General features: G+C 72.8%; 18 protein-coding genes. 10 read left to right on the plus strand and 8 right to left on the minus strand.

The window, feature by feature from the left end; genetic code table 11:
- The first annotated feature begins 267 nt into the window (after positions 1–267).
- Positions 268–1,608 carry an MFS transporter gene (locus tag HQQ78_RS08235; protein WP_173152383.1) on the plus strand — a complete coding sequence of 447 codons (1,341 nt, stop codon included), beginning with the start codon at positions 268–270 and terminating at the stop codon, positions 1,606–1,608.
- A 60-nt stretch (positions 1,609–1,668) separates the two neighbouring features.
- On the opposite strand, the gene HQQ78_RS08240 is transcribed toward HQQ78_RS08235, so the two are convergent.
- A complete protein-coding gene (locus HQQ78_RS08240; protein ID WP_173152386.1) occupies positions 1,669–3,036 on the minus strand; it encodes a PrsW family intramembrane metalloprotease in 1,368 nt (455 codons plus the stop codon).
- An 84-nt stretch (positions 3,037–3,120) separates the two neighbouring features.
- Here HQQ78_RS08240 and HQQ78_RS08245 point away from each other — a divergent pair, with 84 nt between their 5' ends.
- Entirely contained in the window at positions 3,121–4,254 is a 1,134-nt protein-coding gene (locus HQQ78_RS08245) for a YihY/virulence factor BrkB family protein (RefSeq protein WP_123571803.1), read from the plus strand.
- 62 nt (positions 4,255–4,316) lie between these two features.
- Here HQQ78_RS08245 and HQQ78_RS08250 read toward each other — a convergent pair whose 3' ends face one another.
- From HQQ78_RS08250 to HQQ78_RS08265, 4 genes are all read right to left on the minus strand, one after another.
- The gene (locus HQQ78_RS08250; RefSeq protein WP_056048158.1) at positions 4,317–5,834 is read right to left on the minus strand and encodes an aspartate ammonia-lyase; all 1,518 of its coding nucleotides are present in this window, start codon (positions 5,832–5,834) and stop codon (positions 4,317–4,319) included.
- A 163-nt stretch (positions 5,835–5,997) separates the two neighbouring features.
- Positions 5,998–6,207 carry a hypothetical protein gene (locus HQQ78_RS08255; protein WP_056048161.1) on the minus strand — a complete coding sequence of 70 codons (210 nt, stop codon included), beginning with the start codon at positions 6,205–6,207 and terminating at the stop codon, positions 5,998–6,000.
- Entirely contained in the window at positions 6,207–7,487 is a 1,281-nt protein-coding gene (locus HQQ78_RS08260; protein WP_173152389.1) for an inorganic phosphate transporter, read from the minus strand. Before HQQ78_RS08260 ends, HQQ78_RS08255 begins: the two co-directional genes overlap by 1 nt.
- 109 nt (positions 7,488–7,596) lie before the next feature.
- On the minus strand, positions 7,597–9,156 hold the full coding sequence (locus tag HQQ78_RS08265; RefSeq protein ID WP_173152392.1) for a carboxylesterase/lipase family protein: 1,560 nt from the start codon (positions 9,154–9,156) through the stop codon (positions 7,597–7,599).
- A 143-nt stretch (positions 9,157–9,299) separates the two neighbouring features.
- Between HQQ78_RS08265 and HQQ78_RS08270 the strand changes: the two genes are divergently transcribed.
- The 3 genes from HQQ78_RS08270 (at position 9,300) to HQQ78_RS08280 (ending at position 12,725) form a co-directional block, all read left to right on the plus strand.
- On the plus strand, positions 9,300–11,048 hold the full coding sequence (locus HQQ78_RS08270) for a sodium:proton antiporter (RefSeq protein ID WP_173152394.1): 1,749 nt from the start codon (positions 9,300–9,302) through the stop codon (positions 11,046–11,048).
- 74 nt (positions 11,049–11,122) lie between these two features.
- The gene (locus tag HQQ78_RS08275; RefSeq protein WP_173152396.1) at positions 11,123–12,472 is read left to right on the plus strand and encodes an ABC transporter permease; all 1,350 of its coding nucleotides are present in this window, start codon (positions 11,123–11,125) and stop codon (positions 12,470–12,472) included.
- A 19-nt stretch (positions 12,473–12,491) separates the two neighbouring features.
- Entirely contained in the window at positions 12,492–12,725 is a 234-nt protein-coding gene (locus tag HQQ78_RS08280; RefSeq protein WP_173152398.1) for a hypothetical protein, read from the plus strand.
- Between the two features lie 23 nt (positions 12,726–12,748).
- Here the strand turns inward: HQQ78_RS08280 and HQQ78_RS08285 are convergent, their stop codons facing one another.
- Both HQQ78_RS08285 and HQQ78_RS15865 read right to left on the minus strand, forming a co-directional pair.
- The gene (locus tag HQQ78_RS08285; protein WP_056048172.1) at positions 12,749–13,048 is read right to left on the minus strand and encodes a hypothetical protein; all 300 of its coding nucleotides are present in this window, start codon (positions 13,046–13,048) and stop codon (positions 12,749–12,751) included.
- Between the two features lie 127 nt (positions 13,049–13,175).
- Entirely contained in the window at positions 13,176–13,898 is a 723-nt protein-coding gene (locus HQQ78_RS15865; RefSeq protein WP_173152400.1) for an NUDIX domain-containing protein, read from the minus strand.
- On the opposite strand from HQQ78_RS15865, the gene HQQ78_RS08295 reads away from it, so the two are divergent.
- The 5 genes from HQQ78_RS08295 (at position 13,806) to HQQ78_RS08315 (ending at position 17,793) form a co-directional block, all read left to right on the plus strand.
- Complete coding sequence (locus HQQ78_RS08295; protein ID WP_043596433.1) at positions 13,806–14,159, plus strand: hypothetical protein; 354 nt, start codon at positions 13,806–13,808, stop codon at positions 14,157–14,159. The two genes, HQQ78_RS15865 and HQQ78_RS08295, sit on opposite strands and share 93 nt — an antisense overlap.
- Positions 14,160–14,208: 49 nt before the next feature.
- Positions 14,209–14,739, plus strand: a complete 531-nt coding sequence (locus HQQ78_RS08300; RefSeq protein WP_043596432.1) for a hypothetical protein — start codon at positions 14,209–14,211, stop codon at positions 14,737–14,739.
- A gap of 95 nt (positions 14,740–14,834) precedes the next feature.
- Positions 14,835–15,119 carry a hypothetical protein gene (locus tag HQQ78_RS08305; protein WP_173152402.1) on the plus strand — a complete coding sequence of 95 codons (285 nt, stop codon included), beginning with the start codon at positions 14,835–14,837 and terminating at the stop codon, positions 15,117–15,119.
- A gap of 20 nt (positions 15,120–15,139) precedes the next feature.
- The gene (locus tag HQQ78_RS08310) at positions 15,140–17,248 is read left to right on the plus strand and encodes a S9 family peptidase (protein WP_173152404.1); all 2,109 of its coding nucleotides are present in this window, start codon (positions 15,140–15,142) and stop codon (positions 17,246–17,248) included.
- A gap of 5 nt (positions 17,249–17,253) precedes the next feature.
- Entirely contained in the window at positions 17,254–17,793 is a 540-nt protein-coding gene (locus HQQ78_RS08315; RefSeq protein ID WP_173152406.1) for a DUF1697 domain-containing protein, read from the plus strand.
- 46 nt (positions 17,794–17,839) lie between these two features.
- Here HQQ78_RS08315 and HQQ78_RS08320 read toward each other — a convergent pair whose 3' ends face one another.
- On the minus strand, positions 17,840–19,450 hold the full coding sequence (locus HQQ78_RS08320; RefSeq protein WP_173152409.1) for a CYTH and CHAD domain-containing protein: 1,611 nt from the start codon (positions 19,448–19,450) through the stop codon (positions 17,840–17,842).
- Positions 19,451–19,470: the final 20 nt, after the last annotated feature.

The following is a 19,470-nucleotide window of genomic DNA, read 5'->3' on the forward strand; positions in this document are numbered from 1 at the left end:
GGGCCGAGGGGGCGGGTCGGCCACTCGCGTCCTCCCTGCGAGGCTCGAGGAGCCGACCCGACATCCGCACCGAGATGACGTCATCGATGCGAACACATGGACGCTACTCCGACGGTGACGGGACGCCAAATCGATCGGGCTCCGCCGCGGCCGGGGGCGGGGGCCCGGGCGGGCCGGGGCACGGGCCCGGGCGACGCCGGGAGCCGCACCGGCTGCCGCCGCCGCCGCCGGCCTGCGGAAACCTGCACGATCGGCAAGAATGGCAGCTTGTCCGCCACCCCGCCTCCGCCTCCGCCGTCCGGCCCCGCCGCGCCCGCCCGTCGCCCGCTGTTCGTCGACGTCACCCCGCTGCGGACGAGCCCGGCCTTCGCCCGCCTCTTCGCGGGCAGCGCGATCAGTGGCATCGGGACGCAGCTCACGCTCGTCGCCGTCGGGCTCGAGATCTTCGAGATCACCCGGTCGACCTTCGCCGTCGCGCTCGTCGGCGTCGTCTCGCTCGTCCCGATGATCCTGGCCGGCCTCTACGGCGGCATGCTCGCCGACGCCTTCGACCGTCGGAAGGTCGCGCTCGTCGCCGCCGTCTTCGCCTGGCTCTCGACCGCGGCCATCGCGCTGCACGCGTACCTCGGGCTGCACGAGGTGTGGCTGCTCTACCTGTTGACCACAGTCAACGCCGTGGCGGGCACGATGATCGCGACCTCCCGCGCCTCGATCGTGCCGCGCCTCCTGCCCCGCGAGCTGCTGCCCGCCGCCTCCGCGCTGAGCGGCATCAGCATGGGTCTGATGCTCACCGTCGGACCCGCCCTGGCCGGCGTGCTCGTGGCGGGCGTGGGGTTCCCGCTGACCTACACGGTCGACGTCGTGTTGTTCTCGACGGCGTTCCTCGGGATCGTCACGCTGCCCCCGATCCGTCCCGAGGGCGAGACCCAGCGTCCGGGGCTCGAGTCGCTGCGCTTCGGCCTGGCGTTCCTGAAGCGGTCGCCGAACATCCGGACGACCTTCGTCATGGACGTCGTCGCGATGACGTTCGGGATGCCCCGCGTCCTCTACCCGGTGGTCGGCACGCTCGTGATCGGAGGAGGCGCGGTGACGGTCGGCGTCCTCTCCGCCTCGTTCGCGGTGGGCGCCCTGCTGAGCAGCGTGTTCTCGGGACGCCTCGGCCACGTGCGCCGACAGGGTGTCGCCGTGCGGTGGGCGATCTCCGCCTACGGTCTCTGCATCGCCGCGTTCGGCGTCGTGCTGCTCGTGACGCCGGCCCACGGCGGCGGCGTCACGGCCGGACTCGACCAGGCGAACCTGGCCGCCCTCGGCGGGGCCGCCCTCGCCCTGGCCGGAGCGGGTGCGAGCGACAACGTCAGCTCGATCTTCCGCTCGACCATCCTCCAGTCGGCCGCACCGGACGCGATGCGGGGCCGCCTGCAGGGGATCTTCATCGTGGTGGTCACGGGCGGGCCGCGAGTCGGCGACCTGTTCGTCGGACTCGTCGCGGGCATCGCCGTCTTGTGGCCGCCGCTGCTCGGCGGTCTGTTGGTCGTCGCCCTCGTCGCGCTCGTGGCCCGGCTGACGCCCGCGTTCGGACGTTACGACGCGGAGGCGCCGACGCCCTGACCCGCGGCGTCGGCCACGGTCGCCGCTGCCGCCGTCACCGCCGTCGCCGTCGCGAGCGCATCACCACCCGGGGCCCGAGTGCGGCGGCCCGGTCACCTGCGACGGCCACCCCGGGTGCTGCGGGTACCCGACGAAGGCCGTCGGTGGAGCCTGCAGGGCGACGCGACTCGCGGTCAGCGCCTGCAGCAGCTCGGCCTCGTCGCGTTGGACGGCCTCGTCGAGCGCGCGGCGGCCCTTCACCAGCCGCTGGCGGGTGAAGGCGAGGCGCGTCGCATTCGAGATGAAGACCTTCATGGCGGGTCGGATGCCCCGTGACGCGGCCCACGACCGCGCGCGGCGGCGACCGGCGCTCGACGAGAGCATGCCGACCTCGTCGGCGCTGAACCAGCCGACCGCGGCGTACTCCGCGAGCCGGTCGTGGGTGACCCTCCGCTCGTTGCGTCGCAGGAACACCACGAGCAACACCATGGCCACGAAGATCGGCACCTGCACGAGCAGGTAGTAGACGAAGAAGCCGTCGCCGACCACGAAGAGGGCACCGTTCCAGAGCGCGTGCAGTCCCGCCGCGGGGACGAGGCCGACGAAGAACCAGCCGATCGCGCCGTACGGGCCCGTCCGCCGTGCCGCGAGACCGAGGGCGAAGCCCGTGCAGGCCGTGTACATCACGTGGGCGAACGGCGACATCAGGGCCCGCACGAAGAAGACGTAGGCGAGGCCCTGGCTTCCCGTGGCCAGGTCTTCCCCGACCTGCAGGGCGAAGTACTGGATGTTCTCGACGAAGGCGAAGCCCGCCGCGACCGTCGCCGCGTAGACGATGCCGTCGACCGGGCCGTCGAAGTGGCGTCGGAAGATCCACAGGACGAGCAGCACCCCGAGTCCCTTCGCACCCTCTTCGACGAGCGGGGCCTGGACCACCGCCCCGAGCACGTCCCCCAGCTCGCCGGACCTGACGCCGAGCACGGCCCGAGCCGTCTCGAGGGCGTAGTCGACGATCAGAGCGGTCCCCACCGCGACCGCAGCGCCCCAGAGGAACGCGAACAGCAGCGCCACGCGAGGCTCGGGCTCCCAGCGGTCGACCAACCAGATGCCGAGCAGCACGATCGTCAACGGGACGAAGGCGAGCAGGCTGCCGGCGAACAGCACCCCGGGCTGGACGAAGACCAGGAAGTACAGGCCGACGGCCAGGGCGAAGGTGCCGATCACGGTGAACCCGACGGCGAGCGCCACGGCACTGGCCACCCGGCGGCGAGGCGTCGGCTGGACGAAGACCGGCTGCACGGGGTACCAGACCGGCTCGGGGTTGACCGCTGGAGCATGCACCGACCAGCCCGGAGCGGCCCCCGGGGTGACGGACGAGGGGTCGGCGTACGGCGTCAGCGGGCGGCCGTACGCGTCGTGTCCGACGCCGCGGGGATCGGACCAGGTCATCCCCCGACCCTACGGGCTGACGCCGGGGTCGGCGCAGCCTGCGGGCGGGCCGCGACGAGCCGGACGGCCCGGTAATCTCGCAGGATGGCCTCGACGCGTTCCCTGCCCGAGGACCCGTCGCTGGTCCGGTACGTGGTGATGCGGGTCTGGCACGATTTCCTGCGCCATCGCACCATCGACGCGGCCGGGTCGCTCACCTTCTTCTCGATGCTCGCCCTGGTGCCCGGCGCGCTCGCCCTCGTCTCGGGGGTCGCGCTGTTCGTCGACGACGGTGACGCCGTGGACGAGATCCTCTCGGTGGCCCGGTACGTCCTCACCCCCGACGCGATCGACACCCTGCGCTGGCCGCTCGAACAGATGCTCAGCCTGTCGAACCCCGGCGTCGCGTTCGGCATCGGCCTCTGGCTCACGCTGTGGTCGCTGTCGGCCTACACGACGGCGTTCGGCCGGGCCATGAACACCGCCTACGAGGTCGAGGAGGGGCGCCGCATCTGGAAGTTCCGCGGCCACATGATGATCGTCACGCTCGTCCTGATGGTGTCGTTCGCCGTCATCGCCGTCATCCTGCTGGTGACGCCCACGTTGAGCGACGCGGTGGCCGCACGGTTCGGCATCGGCCGCCCCTGGACCGACCTCTACGACGTCGTCAAGTGGCCGGTGCTCGTCGCCCTGGCCGTGCTGTCGGTCGCGATGCTCTACTTCTTCACGCCCAACGTGCGGCCACCGCGCCTGCGCTGGGTGTCGTACGGCGCCATGGTCGCCCTCGGCGGCTGGGCGCTCGCCACGGTCGGCTTCGCGGTCTACGTCGCGACGGTGTCGAACTACGACCGCTTCTACGGTTGGGTGGGCGGCGTCGTGGTCGTGTTGCTCTACGCGTACATCAGCAACTTCGTGCTCGTCATCGGCGGTGAGCTCGACAGCGAGATCCTGCGGATGCGCCAGCTCCGTCGCGGGGTGCAGGCCGAAGAGGTCATCCCCCTGCCGCTCCGCGACACGGCGCGCAACCACATCCTGGCTCGCAACCTCGCCTGGGACGTCCGGGTGGGCCGGGCGATCCGCGAGCGTGCCCTGCGCGAGAACGGCGGCGTGCTCGAACCCGACGAACTCCGGCGCGTCCACCTCCGGGGTGATCGAGACCGGCCGGCCGACGAACGGCCGCAGGCCGCTCAGCGCGCCGACCAGGTCGACCCGACCACCCACGCCCCCTCGACGTCGTAGAGGCCGCCTCGAGGAGGCGCGGTGCCGGTCGACCGGCACCGCGCCTCCTCGACGTGGTCGCGTCAGCCGGCGGTCTCGTCGCCCGGGTTGCGGGCGCCCGTCGTGTTGGCCGCCCGGGCCACCGCCGCGGCGGGGTCCTCGACGTCGATGACGGTGATGGCGCTCGTGATCGGCGCGAGCCCCGAGAGTCGGGCGGGCGAGAGCACCTTGCGCACCTGCTCGTCGGTCATGAGGCCCGCTGCGACGACGAGGGGCGCGATCGCCGCGTTGGTCGTCAGCGCCGTGTGGGCGATGGCCGCCGCCGCCGTGTAGCCGATGTAGGGCGTGAGCGCCGTGACGCTGCCGACGTTCGTCTCGACCTGCTGGGTCAGGCGGGCGCGGTTCGCCTCGATCCCGTCGACGCAGTTGATCCGCAGGGTCTGGCAGGCGTAGGTCATCCACTGCAGGCTCTGCATGACCGAGTGGGTGATCACGGGCTCGAACGCGTTGAGCTGGAGCTGGCCGGCCTCGGCGGCCATCGTGACCGTCACGTCGGCCCCGGCCACCGAGAACGCGACCTGGTTGACCACCTCGGGGATCACCGGGTTCACCTTGCCCGGCATGATCGAGGACCCCGCCTGGCGCGGCGGCAACGTGATCTCGCTGATGCCGGCCTGCGGACCGGACGAGAGCAGCCGCAGGTCGTTGCAGATCTTCGACAGCTTGATCGCGCTGCGCTTCAGGGCACCGCTCAGCGTCATGAAGACGCCGGTGTCGCTCGTCGCCTCGATGAGGTCGGGGGCCGTGACGAGGTCCATGCCCGAGAGCGTGCTGAGGTGTCGCCGGACGGCGTCGGCGTAGAGCGGGTCCGCCGTGATGCCCGTGCCGATGGCCGTGGCGCCGAGGTTGATCTCACCGAGCAGCGGCACGACGTCGCGCAGACGCTGGACGTCCTCGGCCAGGGTGTGCGCGAAGCCCGTGAACTCCTGCCCGAGGGTCATGGGCACGGCGTCCTGCAGCTGGGTGCGGCCGACCTTGAGCACGTCGTGGAACTCGGCGCCCTTGGCGGCGAACGAGTCGGCGAGCAGGTCGAGCTCGACCAGGAGGCGGCGCAGGGTGAGCACCATCGCGATCTTGATCGAGGTGGGGTAGGTGTCGTTGGTGCTCTGGCTGCGGTTGACGTCGTCGATCGGGTGCAGGTGGCGGTACTCGCCCTTGGCGTGGCCGAGCAGCTCGAGGGCGCGGTTGGCGATGACCTCGTTGCTGTTCATGTTGGTGGACGTGCCGGCGCCGCCCTGGATGACCCCGACGGCGAACTGGTCGTGCAGCGCGCCCCCGCGGATCTCTTCGCAGGCGCGTTCGATGGCCTCGGCCTTGACCGGGTCGAGCACGCCGATCTCGACGTTGGCGCGGGCCGCCGCCTGCTTCACGAGGGCGAGGGCCGTGACGAGGTCGGGATAGACCGAGATCGGCCGCTGCGAGATCGGGAAGTTCTCGAGCGCCCGGGCGGTGTGGATGCCCCAGTAGACGTCGGCGGGCACCTCGCGGCTGCCCAACGAATCGGTCTCGGTGCGGGTCGGTGCTGCTGTCTCGGTCGTCACGTGTGGTGAGCCTCCGTCGTCAGTCGGGGCCCGGTCGTCGTCGACCGGACGCTTCCGTCGAGCCTACCGGCGGGACCGCGGACGGGCCGTTCCCGCGGAGGCGCGGGGCGGCCGTCCGAGAGGGTCCCGACCTGGGGACGAGACGAGCCGGGGTGGCCGAGGGTCAGCGGTGGAAGCCCGGGACGATGAGGTAGATGCCGTACAGCACGCCGAGGGCGCAGACGACGAAGCAGGCGTACCCCGCGGCGGTGCGGACGGGCGTGCGGCCCTCGACGGTCAGGAGGCGCAGGCCCAGCGAGTAGAGCGAGACGAGTGCGGCCGCGGAGAAGAGCGCCACGAGCGCGACCACGAGGAAGGCGGACCAGTCGATCATCAGCGCACCTCGTCGTCGGTCGGGACCGGACCCCGGGGGGCGGGGACGGGCTCGGGTGGGTCGTCCATGCGGACGAACGGGGCCTCGACCCCGGACGCGGGCGTGTCGACGCGGCCCTTGCGGACGGCTCGTCGGGCACGGCGACGCGAGAGCACCGAGGTGGCGGCGACGTCGACCTCGATGGCCGAGCCCTGGTCGTGCGGCCGGCGGCGGGAGATGACGAAGATGCCCGCGATGACGACGGCACCGACGGCGGCGTCGATCACGAGCCCCGTGACGCCGAGCGTGGCGATCAGGGCCGCGACGGCGCCGACCGCCGCCGAGGCGGGCAACGTGATGAACCAGGCGACGACGATCTTGCCGGCGGTGCCCCACTGGATCTTCGAGCCGCGGCGTCCGAGCCCGGCACCGATGATCGAGCCGCTCGCGACCTGCGTCGTCGACAGCGCGAAGCCCAGGTGGCTGGAGGCCAGCACGGTCGCGGTCGTCGACGCCTCGGCCGAGAAGCCCTGGGTGGGCTTGACCTCGGTCAGACCGCCGCCCATGGTCTGGATGATGCGCCAGCCGCCGGTGTAGGTGCCCAGGGCGATGGCGAACGCGCAGACGACGACCACCCAGAACGGCGGGCCGGAGTCGGGCGTGAGCAGCCCACCCGCGATGAGCGTGAGCGTGATGACGCCCATGGTCTTCTGCGCGTCGTTCGTGCCGTGCGCGAGGGCGACCAGCGACGACGTGAAGATCTGGCCGTAGCGGAACCCGCCGCGCTCGCTCTTGTCGTCACGGCGTCGGGTGATCGTGTAGGCGAGCCGTGTGGCGGTGTACCCCACGACGCCGGCGATCAACGGCGCGAGCAGGGCGGGCAGCACGACCTTCGACAGCACGACGCCGAAGTCCACCGACCCCATGCCGGCACCGACGATCGCCGCACCGATCAACCCGCCGAACAAGGCGTGCGAGGAGCTCGAGGGCAACCCCCGCAACCACGTGAACATGTTCCAGACGACGGCGCCGATGAGGCCCGCGAAGATCATCTCGGGGGTGATCTGCACCCCGCCGTCCCCTTCGCGGATGATGCCGCCGGAGACGGTCTTCGCGACCTCGGTGCTGAGGAAGGCGCCGACGAGGTTGAGGATCGCGGCCACCGTGACGGCGACCTTGGGCTTCATCGCGCCGGTCGCGATCGGGGTCGCCATGGCGTTGGCCGTGTCGTGGAACCCGTTCGTGAAGTCGAAGAAGAGAGCCAGCGCGATGACCAGGACGACGATGAGTGTGATGTCCACCGGCCTGAGTGTCACAGGTGGGTGGACGCGGGTCAACTCGGTGGTGACCTGCGGGGTACATCCCGGTGAACGGTGGGTGACGCGGACCGTCGCGCGGCCGGGGCGCGCCTCACACGTGCGGGACGAAGTCCTGCCAGGCCCGTCGCCGTTCGCCCCGCGGATCGTGCTCGACGCGGTCGCGGGCGTCGATGATGAGGGTGCGTCGGCGGTGCGGGTCGTAGGTCGGCCAGTCGGCGACCGCCCCGGTGCGGACGAACTCGAGCCAGCGGGAACGCGTCCGCGCCGCCGTGCGCAGGAACGCCCGACGGCCGCCCAGGAGGCTCATCGCCCACCCGAAGGCGGAGCCCATCCGGTCGTAGATCGCCCAGAGCTCGAGCCCGTGGAACGCGTCGACCCCGACCGTGCGGAGGATGCGCGTCGTGGCGTCGAAACGGTAGAACCGGACCGGCTGGTGGACCGCGTGCCGCTCGGCCACCTTGACGCTCGGGAACCAGAACGCGTAGTCACCGCCGAAGTCGAGGGCGGCCGGGCGGGCGGGCAGCCCCGGGTAGTGCTTCTTGATCGTCTTCCGGGCCTTCTTCTCGGTCGCGGCGAAGATGGCCCGGATGCGGGGCTTCGTCGTGGCGAGGATGTCGCGGCGGCCGGTGAACACCGACCCCTCGCGGTCGTTCGTGCCGATGATCAGAGGCACCGGGTGGGCCCGGCCCGCCTTGAAGGCGTCGAGCGGGCGTTCGGGCAGGAAGTCGCCGTCGATGACGGGGCTGAAGCAGATCGTCCCCGGATCCTCGTCCGGGGTGCGCAACTGCAACCGGCTCGCGGCCCGGACGATCGCCGTCGTCGGTGCCTCGGCGAGCATCGTCGCCGCGTCGTCGACGCTCGTGGCCTCGAGGTCGTCGTCGCGCAGGTCGTGGGCGAGCAGCTCGAGGAACTCGCCCGCCCAGCGCCGCGTCACGTCCGGCGGGTAGATGGCGTTCGGCGGTGCGCTCTGGGCGACGACCCCCCGGAAGAGGCCGCGAGCGCGCGGCACCGTCATGAGGGTGGTCACGGCGTTGCCGCCGGAGCTCTCGCCCGACACGGTGACCCGGCCGGGGTCGCCGCCGAACGCGGCGACGTTGTCGCGGACCCACTCGAGGGCGGCGACCTGGTCGCGCAGCCCGAGGTTCGAGTCGAACGGGCGGTCCTCGGTCGCCCAGTGGCTGAAGTCCAGGTAACCGAAGGCGCCCAGCCGGTAGTTCAGGCTCACGTAGACGATGCCGCCCTCACGGACGAGCGTCTCGCCCTGTCTCGGGAACTCCCTCGACGACCCCACGCTGTACGCGCCTCCGTGGACGAACACGAGGACGGGCAGCCCGTCGCCCGGTGCCGTGCCCTCCGGTGCGACCACGTTGACCGTCAGGCAGTCCTCGCTGAGCGGGGTGGTGGCGTCGACGCCCACGAACTGCACGCGGTCCTGCGGGGCTGCGGGTCCGAACCGGCCGGCGTCGCGGACGCCCGTCCACGCCGCCGGCGCCTCGGGGGCCCGGAAACGGAGGCGCCCCACGGGTGGTGCGGCGAAGGGGATGCCGCGCCAGGCGAGCACGCCGCGCTCCCGCACGCCGCGGACCTCGCCCGAGCGGGTGGTGCGGACGAGGTCGGGGGCCGGGACGGTCGCCCGGGGCTGTGCGGTCACGGAGCGATGCTACGGGTGGCAGGACTGTCGACCGGGGCCGTTCACCCGACGTTCTCCTAGGGGGTGCCTGGGAGGATGGTCGGGACTTTGCAGTCGATGCACATCGCACGGCTGCCCCGACGACTGGACGGAGCCCGGCTCACATGGAACTCGGCGAGCTGCTGATCATCTTGACAGGGTCGCTCGTCGTGACCGCCTTCGCCCGCTGGCGGGGCCTGCCCGCTCCCCTGCTGACGGTGGGCGTCGCCCTGCTCGTGTCGTTGATCCCCGGCGTGCCCGACATCGAGATCGACTCCGAGGTCATCCTGACCGTGGTCCTGCCGCCGCTGCTCTACTCGGCCGCCCTCGACGTCTCGCTGCTGAACTTCCGGGAGAGCCGCGTGCAGATCGCCCGACTGGGGGTCGGTGCCGTGATCGTGACGGCCTTCGCCGTAGGGGGCGTCGCCTACGTGATGATCCCCGACATGACCCTTCCGGCCGCCCTCCTCGTCGGGGCGGTGGTCGCGCCTCCCGACGCCGTGTCGGCGGCCGCCATCGGCCGGAAGCTCGGTCTGCCGCGCAAGGTGATGACCGTGCTGTCGGGCGAGAGCCTGATCAACGACGCCGCGTCGCTCACCCTGGTCAAGGTGTTCCTGGCGATCGTGGGCGGTGCCAGCCTCACGCTCTGGGACGACCTCGGCATCTTCGGCCTCGCGATCGGCGTCGGCGTCGCGGTCGGTCTGGTCCTCGGCTTCGTCGCCCACCGCGTGCGCATGCGGATCGACGACCCCGTGGTCGAGAACGTCATCGGCCTGCTGCTGCCGTTCATCGCGTACATCGCCGCCGAGGAGCTGAGCGGCTCCGGCGTGCTGGCGGTCGTGGCCGCGGGCCTCTACGTCGGATTCAACTCACCCCGCACGGGCTACGCGACCCGGCTGCAGGAGCGCCCGTTCTGGTCCGCCGCCGACGTCCTGCTCGAGGGGTTCGTGTTCGCCCTGATCGGCCTCCAGCTGCGTGCCGTCGTGCTCGACGTCAGCGAGAGCGAGCGCGGCCTCGGACAGAGCGTCGGCGTCGCCCTCGCCGTCCTCGCCGTGGTGGTCCTCGTGCGCCCGGTCTTCGTGTTCGGCACCTACCACGCGGCCCGTGCCGGCCGGTACCTCTTCCTCTCGACGGTGCTGCGGAAGCTCCGCCGGGTGCCCGCGCTCCGCCGGCTGCGGCGGGCGCCGGCTCTGCGGACGCTGCGCTACCACCCGCAACCCCGCATGGACTGGCGACAGCTGAGCGTCATCTCGTGGACCGGCATGCGGGGCGTGGTGACCCTCGCCGCCGCCGTGTCGATCCCGGCCGTCACCGAGTCGAGCATCCCCGTGCCGGCGCGCGACACCATGTTCCTCATCGCGTTCATCGTCACGGTCGGCACCCTGCTGCTGCAGGGGCTCACGCTGCCGGTCGTCATCAGGGTGCTCGGCGTCCGGGACGACACGCAGCGCGACCGTGACCTCGCCGCCGAGCTGGCGGTCTTCGCGACGAGCACGGACGAGACCATGGCCTACGTCGCGGAACGGCGTGCCGACTGGGAGAAGCGCTGGGGGCCCGAGCTCACCGAACGCGCCGTCCTGCTCGCGACGACTCGGCTGCTGCGGCAGAACGAGGCGCTGCAGCGCACGGCCGTCGACGACGCCGACGAACGGGACGTCTCGGGGGCGACGGCCGCCCAGCGCGCCCGCCGTCGAGAGGCACCCCAGGCGCTCGGCTCGATCCGACGCGAGCTGCTCGCCAAACGCCGCGAGGTGGTGCTGCGCGAGCGCGACGCCGGGGCCCTCGACGAGGAGGTCATGAGGCGCGTGCTGCTCGGGCTCGACGCCGAGGAGCTCGCCATGGACACCTCGGCCTTCACGAGCACGAGGTCGTGACGCGCCCGCGGCGTATCGTGAGCGGCACCGGCGACGAGACGAGAAGACGACCGAGAGCAGGAGGGCGCGGCACCGTGGCGACCACGACGAACCAGACGACCACGGACGACGCGGGAGGGCCGCCCAAGCCCGAGCTCGGACGGTACCGTCGCTGGTACTCGACCCTCCACCCGTCGCTGCAGCTGATCGGCCTGCAGCTCTGGCTGCCGCTGTTCTTCATCGTCGGCTTCTGCCTCTGCTACATCGCGGCCTTCCACGCCCCCCACCCGCACGACGTCCCCGTCGCGGTCGTCGGGTCCTCGTCGGCCGCCGCCGACCTGCAGACGGGCCTCGACGACGCCCGCCCCGGCGTGATCGACGTCCGCGCCTACGGCTCCGCCGACGAGGCCGAGGAGGCGGTGCTCGCCGGACGCGTCGCCGTGGCCTACGACCCGGCCGAGACCACGATCTACACCGCGAGCGCCCACCAGTACCAGGTCGCCGCCCTCATCCCGGCGACGATCACCCCCGTGCTCGAGGCCCAGGGGGTCACGCCCACCGTCACCGACCTGGCACCGTTGCCCGCGAACGACGAGTACGGCACCGTGTCGATGTACCTCATGCTCTCGTGGTGCATCGGCGGCTACATGGTGGCGATGTTCATCGGGCTGATGGGCGCCCCGCTCCGCCACCGCACCCGGATGACGGTGATCGGCGTCGGCGGCGGCGTGATCTCGCTCGTCACGAACGTCCTCGCCGGACCGGTGATCGGGGCCGTCGACGGGCACTTCGTGCCGCTCTTCTTCATCGCCTGGGCCTGGATCATCGCCATCGGCCTCGCGGTCAACGGCATCAGCTACTTCGTCGGACGGTTCGTCGCCCTGCCCGCGATGATCGTGTTCGTCTTCCTGTCCATGCCGTCCTCGGGCGCCGCCTACCCCGCATGGTTCATGCCCCAACCGTTCGCGTGGCTCAACGCCGTCGTGGTCGGGAGCGGGATCACCGAGATGCTCAAGCGCGTGCTCTACGGCGTGGGCCCCGGCTACGGCCGCGGCGTGACGATGATGCTCTGCTACGCCGCTCTCGGCATCGTGCTGATGCTCGTCGGCAAGCGCTGGTGGGAGGGCCGCCGCATCGCCCGCATCGTGTCCGGCCGCACGACGATGTTCGCCGACGCCCAGAACGCGAACCGCGAGTTCCTCGTCGCCGAGCGCGACGAGGTGCTCGCCCGCCACGGCCTCGTGGCGACGGACACGGGCACGATCAACACGATCCCGGCGGACGAACGCGACGACCTCGGTGACCCCGGCGAGCGGGGCGACATGTTCCTCGGTGCACCCGGCGGACTCGAGAACGACGAGCTCGCGACGCGACCCGTGCGCGTCGTCCCGAGCGACCGCATGGGGTCAGGGCACCCCGGGCGCGAGGACGGCGTCGCGCGCTGAGGCGGTACCCTCGACGCTCGTGACCACGACCACCCTGCACCGCCTGCTCGTCGCCCTCGCCGTCCTGCTGCTCGTCGCGGCCGGGGTCCTCTACGTCCTCTCGGTGACGCTGGCACCACAGGGCGGTCCCGACGTGGCGGCGCGCTTCGTCGGCTACGCCTGGTTCGCGGTCGTCGGTGCCGTGCTCACCGGCGTCGTCGACTTCTTCGTACGCGCGGGTCTGTCGCGCACCGGGACCCGACGCGGACGCTGACCCCGCGGGACGGGGTGTCGGGCTCAGACGAGTCGTGCCTCGGCGGTCGAGGCACGTCGCTCGGCCAGCTCGATCGCCGCGAGGCGTTCGATGCGCTGCCACCGCGCGGCCGTGGCGGCCATGCCCGCGACGAGGGCGACCACGCCGAGGCTCGAGAGCGCCAGCAGGACGCCGCCGAAGGCGGCCCCCACCACGACGACGACGAGGCCGAGGGCCCAGGCCACCGCGGGCAGCCAGAGCGGCAACGACAGCTGGCGGGGCGCCACGGCGGTGCGGGCCGGGCTCCGGAGCGTGGTCGTGGTCAGGCCGTCGTAGCTGGTCATGTCGCTCCCCGTGAGATCCGTCCGACGGCGGGGATCTCCCCGTGATCCGTCTCGGAACCGACCCTAAGCGGAGCACGGCGCCACCGCGCCCCCCTCTGCGAGGGCCAGGCGCCCCGGCCGGAACGCCTCAGGGGCCGGCGTGTTCCGGCGGCAGGGGCGCGTCGGAGGCCACCGTCGCGAGGTCGGCCGCGAAGACGAACGTCCGGGCGACCCGTCCCCCGGCGAGCACACCGGGCAGCCAGTGCGACGCGTCGTCCCACATCTCGTCCAGGGGCAGCTCGTCGAGGTCGAACCACCGTGGGACCAGCTCGTCACTCTCGGCGGGGTCGCCGCGCCACGCGGTGACGACGAAGACCGTCGACCGCTGGCTCCAGCTCTCACGGTGCGGGAAGAGGTAGAGCAGGTCGCCCCTCCGGTCGAGGTCCGACGCGAGCACCTCGACGCCGCTCTCTTCCGCGATCTCGCGGACCACCGCCTCCTGCACGCCCTCCCCGGCTCGAGCTTGCCCCCGAGGCCGACCCAGTGCCCCGTGCCGAGTCCGCGCTTCTTGCGTCCCAGCAGGACCTGCCGACGCCCCTCGTGCTCCCGCAAGAGGTAGGCGACGCAGACGCGGTAGACCGGCATGCCGGAAGGCTACCGGCTGTCGTCCCGCCCACAGGGCGCCCGGCAGGAGGGTGGACGGCGGGAGGGCGGACGGCAGGAGGCGCGGGCCGCGTCCCCGGGAACCGCTCGACGGCTCGCGCGTAGGCTCGTCGGCATGTCCGAAGCACGATCGAGCGGGAGGCGACGCCCCGGGCCCGAGTTCCGCGGCGCCGGCCGGAGCCTCGAGGTGCTGCGCGCCGAGGCCCACGACGAGCTCTCCGCCCTGATCGAACTGCGCTGCCGCAACGGCGAGGACCCCTGGGACGTCATCCCCGGGCTCCCCACCGTCGACGAGCAGGTCGTCATCTCGCTGCGGGCCGACGCCCTGGGCACCGACGGCGTGCCGACCGCGACGGGGCTCGGTCTCGCCGACGAGCTCGGCTACCTGCGCACCATCGCGTTGTGGCACCCCGAGCTGTCACGGGCCGTCTGGTCGCTCATGGGGCGGCTCGACGACGCCTCTCGCTGACCGCGCCTCGCCCGACCCGGCTGTCGGTGGTCCGCCGTAGCGTGGCCCCATGAGCTGGTGGGACGTCGTGACCGTGACCGTGGGTGCCTTCGTGGGTGCCGGGGCGGCGTTCGCGTCGAACCTGCTCGTGCGGCTGATCGAGTCGCGCCGGCGCGAGGCGTCGGCCCTCAACGAGCTGATCACCGAGATCCACTTCCGGCGCGTGCTGCGCCGGGTGGCACCGAGGCTCAGCCCCAACCCCCGCGCCCTCGACCCCGTCTACGAGCAGGCGCGCCATTCGATCTCGGCCCTGCGGGGCGAGATCCGGCGGGCGCGACGGGCGCTCCGTCCTCGCTCGTCGGCCCTGCCCGTGCTCAACGAGATGACGCTGGCGTGCAACACCTTCCTCGACGACAGCGACGACGCCCCCGAGCGCTACCGACTGCACCTCATGCAGCTGCACGCGCGCCTCAACGCCTCGGTCCGACGACTGAGGTCCGACCGCCGGTCCATCTCCGACCTCGAACCCGGCGAGGCGCACCTCGGCGCCACCGTCCAGGGGTTGACCGCGCCCACCACGGCCCTGCCCGTCGACGACTGACCGCCGCCGGGTCGGACGCCGACCCGCGTCAGGGCCGGCCGACGACCGACGGCCTGGCCGGACGTCACCGAGGAGGCGCGGGTACCGTCCCCCGCATGAGCGACCGCGACCAGACCCCGGCCCCCGACACCACCCCCCGCGACGACGCGTCCGGCGCGAGCGAGACGGTCGACCCGGCCGGGCACGACGTCGACGCGACGTACACCGTCCCCGGGTCGCACTCCGAGTCGGCCGCCGAGAAGGCCGGCACCCCCGAGCAGGCGATCGACGAGGCCCGCGAGGGCGAGGCGCCCGACCCGGCCGACGTCCACGTCGCCTCGGACGAGTACCCCGAGGTGCCGGCCTTCAACGGCATCACGGCCAGCGACCGCTCCGTCTGAGCCGCCGTTAGGCTCGGGTGATGGCCTCCGTTCCCGCTCCCCGTGCCCCCCAGAAGCCCGTCACCCGGTCGCACCACGGCCACGACTTCGTCGACGACTACGAGTGGCTCCGTGCCAAGGACGACCCCGAGGTCGTGGCGCACCTCGAGGCCGAGAACGCGCACACCGAGGCCGAGACGGCCCACCTCGCCGGTCTGCGGCAGACGGTCTTCGACGAGATCAAGGGCCGGGTGCAAGAGACCGACCTGGGCGTCCCGGTCCGTGAGGGCTCGTGGTGGTACTACTCGCGCACGGCCGAGGGGCAGCAGTACGGCATCCACTGCCGTGCACCGATCACCGGGCCCGACGACTGGACTCCCCCGTCGATCGAGGCGGGCGAGGCCGCCGAGGGCGAGCAGGTGCTGCTCGACGGCAACGCCGAGGCCGAGGGGCACGACTTCTTCTCGATCGGCAGCTTCGACGTCTCGCCCAACGGCACCCTGCTCGCCTACGCGGTCGACGTCGAGGGCGACGAGCGCTACACGCTGCGCATCCGCGACCTGGCGACCGGCCGCGACCTCGACGACGTGGTCACCGGCACGGCCGCCGGCGCCCTGTTCGACGCCACCGGTCGCTACGTCTTCTACCCCACCGTCGACGAGTCCTGGCGCCCCGACACCATCTGGCGTCACGAGGTCGGGCAGCCCGGCGACGACGTCACGGTGTTCACCGAGACCGACGACCGCTACTGGATCGGGGTGGGCCTCACGCGCAGCCGCCAGTACCTCGTCGTCGACGTCGGGTCGAAGATCACGAGCGAGACCTGGCTGCTCGACGCGGCCGACCCGACCGGCGAGTTCCGGGTCGTCTGGCCGCGCCGCGAGGGCGTCGAGTACGACGTCGAGCACGCGATCGTCGCGGGCAGCGACCGCCTGCTCATCGTCCACAACGACGGCGCCGAGAACTTCGAGCTCGTCGACGTGCCGGCCGACGACCCCACCTCGACGACCGACCGCCGCGTGATCGTCGAGCACCGCGCCTCCGTCCGGCTCGAGTCCGTCGACGCGTTCTCCGGCCACCTCGTGGTCGAGTACCGCCGCGACGCGCTGCCGCGCTTCGCGGTCGTGCCGCTCGGTCCCGACGGCTACGGCGAGGTCTCCGAGGTCGGCTTCGACGAGCCGCTGTTCGCCGCCGGCGCGGGCGGCAACCCGGAGTTCCACCAGCCGACCGTCCGCTTCGGGTACACCTCGTTCGTCACGCCGTCGACGGTCTACGACCTGGACGTCCGCACGGGCGAGCGTCACCTCCTCAAGCGTCAGAACGTGCTCGGCGGCTACGACCCGGCCGACTACGACCAGGCCCGCGAGTGGGCCACGGCGACCGACGGCACCCGCGTGCCCGTCTCGCTCGTCTGGCGCCGTGACGCCGTCCCCGCCGAGGGGCCCTCGCCCGTGCACCTCTACGGCTACGGCTCGTACGAGCACAGCATCGATCCGGGCTTCAGCGTCGCCCGCCTGTCGCTGCTCGACCGCGGCGTCGTGTTCGCGGTCGCCCACGTCCGCGGCGGCGGCGAGCTGGGACGCTCCTGGTACGAGGACGGCAAGACGCTCACCAAGAAGAACACCTTCACCGACTTCGTCGCCGTCGCCGACCACCTGATCGCCGAGGGCCGCACGACCCCCGAGCTGATGGTCGCCGAGGGCGGCAGCGCGGGCGGCCTGCTGATGGGCGCGGTGGCGAACATCGCCCCCGACCGGTTCGCCGGCATCGTCGCGGCCGTCCCGTTCGTCGACGCCCTGACGAGCATCCTCGACCCCGACCTGCCCCTCACCGTGATCGAGTGGGACGAGTGGGGCGACCCCCTGCACGACGCCGAGGTCTACGAGTACATGCGCGGTTACAGCCCGTACGAGAACGTGCGCGACGACGTGACCTACCCGCGCATCCTCGCCGTGACCTCGATCAACGACACCCGGGTGCTCTACGTCGAACCCGCCAAGTGGGTGGCGCGGCTGCGCGAGGTCGACGCCCCGGTGCTGCTGAAGACCGAGATGTCGGCCGGGCACGGCGGCGTCAGCGGACGGTACGAGTCCTGGCGCGAGCGGGCGTTCGAGATCGCGTGGATCCTCGACGTCCTCGGGCGGGCCTGACGAGCGTGGACCACGTCGCCCTGCTGCGGGGCGTCAACGTCGGCACGGCCAAGCGGGTGGCCATGGCCGACCTGCGGCGCGTGGCCGCCGACCTCGGCTTCGAACACCCCGAGACGCTGCTCAACAGCGGCAACCTGGTGTTCGGGGCGTCGTCGCGGCTCGGTGCCGACGACGCCGCCGGGCTCCGGGCGGCGATCGCCCGGGCCACCGGCGTCGACGCCGACCTGGTGCTGCTCGACGCCGAGCGCTTCACGCGGCTGGCCGTGGCGAACCCCCTCCGACGCGAGGAGCGCGAGCCGAAGCTGCTGTCGGTCGCGTTCGCCGAGGTGCCGGGCGCGCTCGACGGGGTGGTGCCTCCCGACGTCGACCTGGGCGACGAAGAGATCGTGGTCTCGCCCGACGCCGTCCACCAGTGGCTGCCGGCAGGCGTGCTCGCCTCGCGGGTGCCGGCCGCCTGGTGGCGGGGGCTGCCGACTCCGGTCACGGCCCGGAACGACGCGACCGTGCGCAAGCTCGAGGAGCTGCTCGCCCGCCGCTCCGCCTGACCCCTTCCGCGCCCGAGGTCCCACGTCAGAGGTCGGCGTCCCGACGTCAGAGGTCGGCGGCGGCGCGGTGGAAGCGGCGGAGGGCGTCGTCGGCACGGGCGGACTCGAGGGTGGCCAGCACGCCGTAGCCGAAGGCGTCCTCGCCCGACCGGTTCGCGAGCGTCGCGACCTCGCGCATCGTCCGCACCGCCGCGAGGGCGTCGCGGTGCTCGCCGAGGGCGTCCTGGACGGCCTCGGCCCGGCGGGCCCGGCCGCGGCCCGATCCGCTGCGGGGACGGTCGGCCTCGAGGGCGTACCGCAGTCGTCGGGCGGCCTTCCGCACGTCGTGCAGGACCGGGAGCGCGTCCACGGCGCCTGCGCGGTCCGTCGCGTCCACGGCCGCCAGCCCTGCCCGGACCGCCCGCCTCGTCCGCTTCCGCTCGGCCCGCAGCCGCGCGGCCGAGAGGTCGGCGGCCGGGTCGGTGGCGTGGTCCCCCGTCGCCGGGGCCGCCACGAGCGCGTCGACCGCGTCCAGCAGGTCGAACCAGGCGCCCGAGTCGAGCAGGCGACGCACGTCACCGACGGCCTCGTCGAGTCGTTCGCCGAGCCGGGCGTCGATCCGCCCCGTGACCTGGGCGGCCACGAAGCCCTCCGGAGCCGAGGAGGCGCGGGTCGCCACCCGGCCTCGCGCCACCTCGACGTCCCGAGCGGCACCCGAGACGTGGCCGACGTGGCGGGCACCCGCCACGACGGCAGCGGCGAGCCCGGGGTCGAGGACGCCGTCCCACACGGTCAGCAGGGCGCGCAGTCGCCGGGTCGTGGTCCGCAGCCGATGGACCGCATCCGGCCGGCCGTCGCGCACGGCGGCGTCGACCGCGAGCAGCTCGTCACGGAGTCCCGACGCAGCGGACGCCACGAAAGCCGCCGCCGACTTCTTCTTCGGGGCCGGGGTGGCCGGGGCAGGCACGACCGTCGAGGCGGCCCCGCCGGCGCCGTCGCCCGACGCCGCCGGCACCTCGAGTTCCGAACCCAGCCCTCGGGCCAGCTTCGACTTCGACGACGAGAGCGACGCGCCGGCCGCCTCCAGCCGCTCCGCGACCGCGTCGAGCAGCCGCTCGCCCTCGTCGCCGTCGACGCCCGGCGCGAGCTCGACCTCCCACTCGCGCCAGGTGCGCAGCACGCCCGTGTCGGGGTTCGACGCCCGCACCACGTCGTCGGCGAGTTCGGCCAGCTCGCGGTCCGAGCCGTCGAGCAGGCGGGTCACGGTGCGCGTCGTCTCGAGTCGGAGCACGGGGTGCACCGGCCGGCCCCGCAGCCGCGCCTCGACCAGCCGGCGCAGCGCGTCCGGCACGGGCTCGCCGGGGTCGCCGAGCGGCCAGTGGACCTCGCGGCGCCCGGTCGTGCCGGCCGACGGCGGCAGCTTGAGGTGCCATCCGGCGTCGCCACCGCCCTCGCGCCTCCTCAGGGTGGTCCGGGCCCCGAGCAGCGTGTGGTCGACGGTGTCCCAGTAGGTCGCGGCGAGCTCGACGGGGTCGTCGTGCCCCACGCCGTCGACGACGAGCGCCTCGGCGGCGTCGCCCCTCACCCCGACAAGATCGGGCACCCCGGCGCTCTCGTGGACGTCGTACTTGCGCTCGATCTCGGTCTGTTCGGTGCGGTGCGGTGATGCGGGGCTCATGCCTCCGTTCTAGTCGGGAG

Origin of the sequence: Frigoribacterium sp. VKM Ac-2859 (assembly GCF_013204925.1) — a bacterium.
Taxonomy (GTDB): Bacteria; Actinomycetota; Actinomycetes; order Actinomycetales; family Microbacteriaceae; genus Frigoribacterium.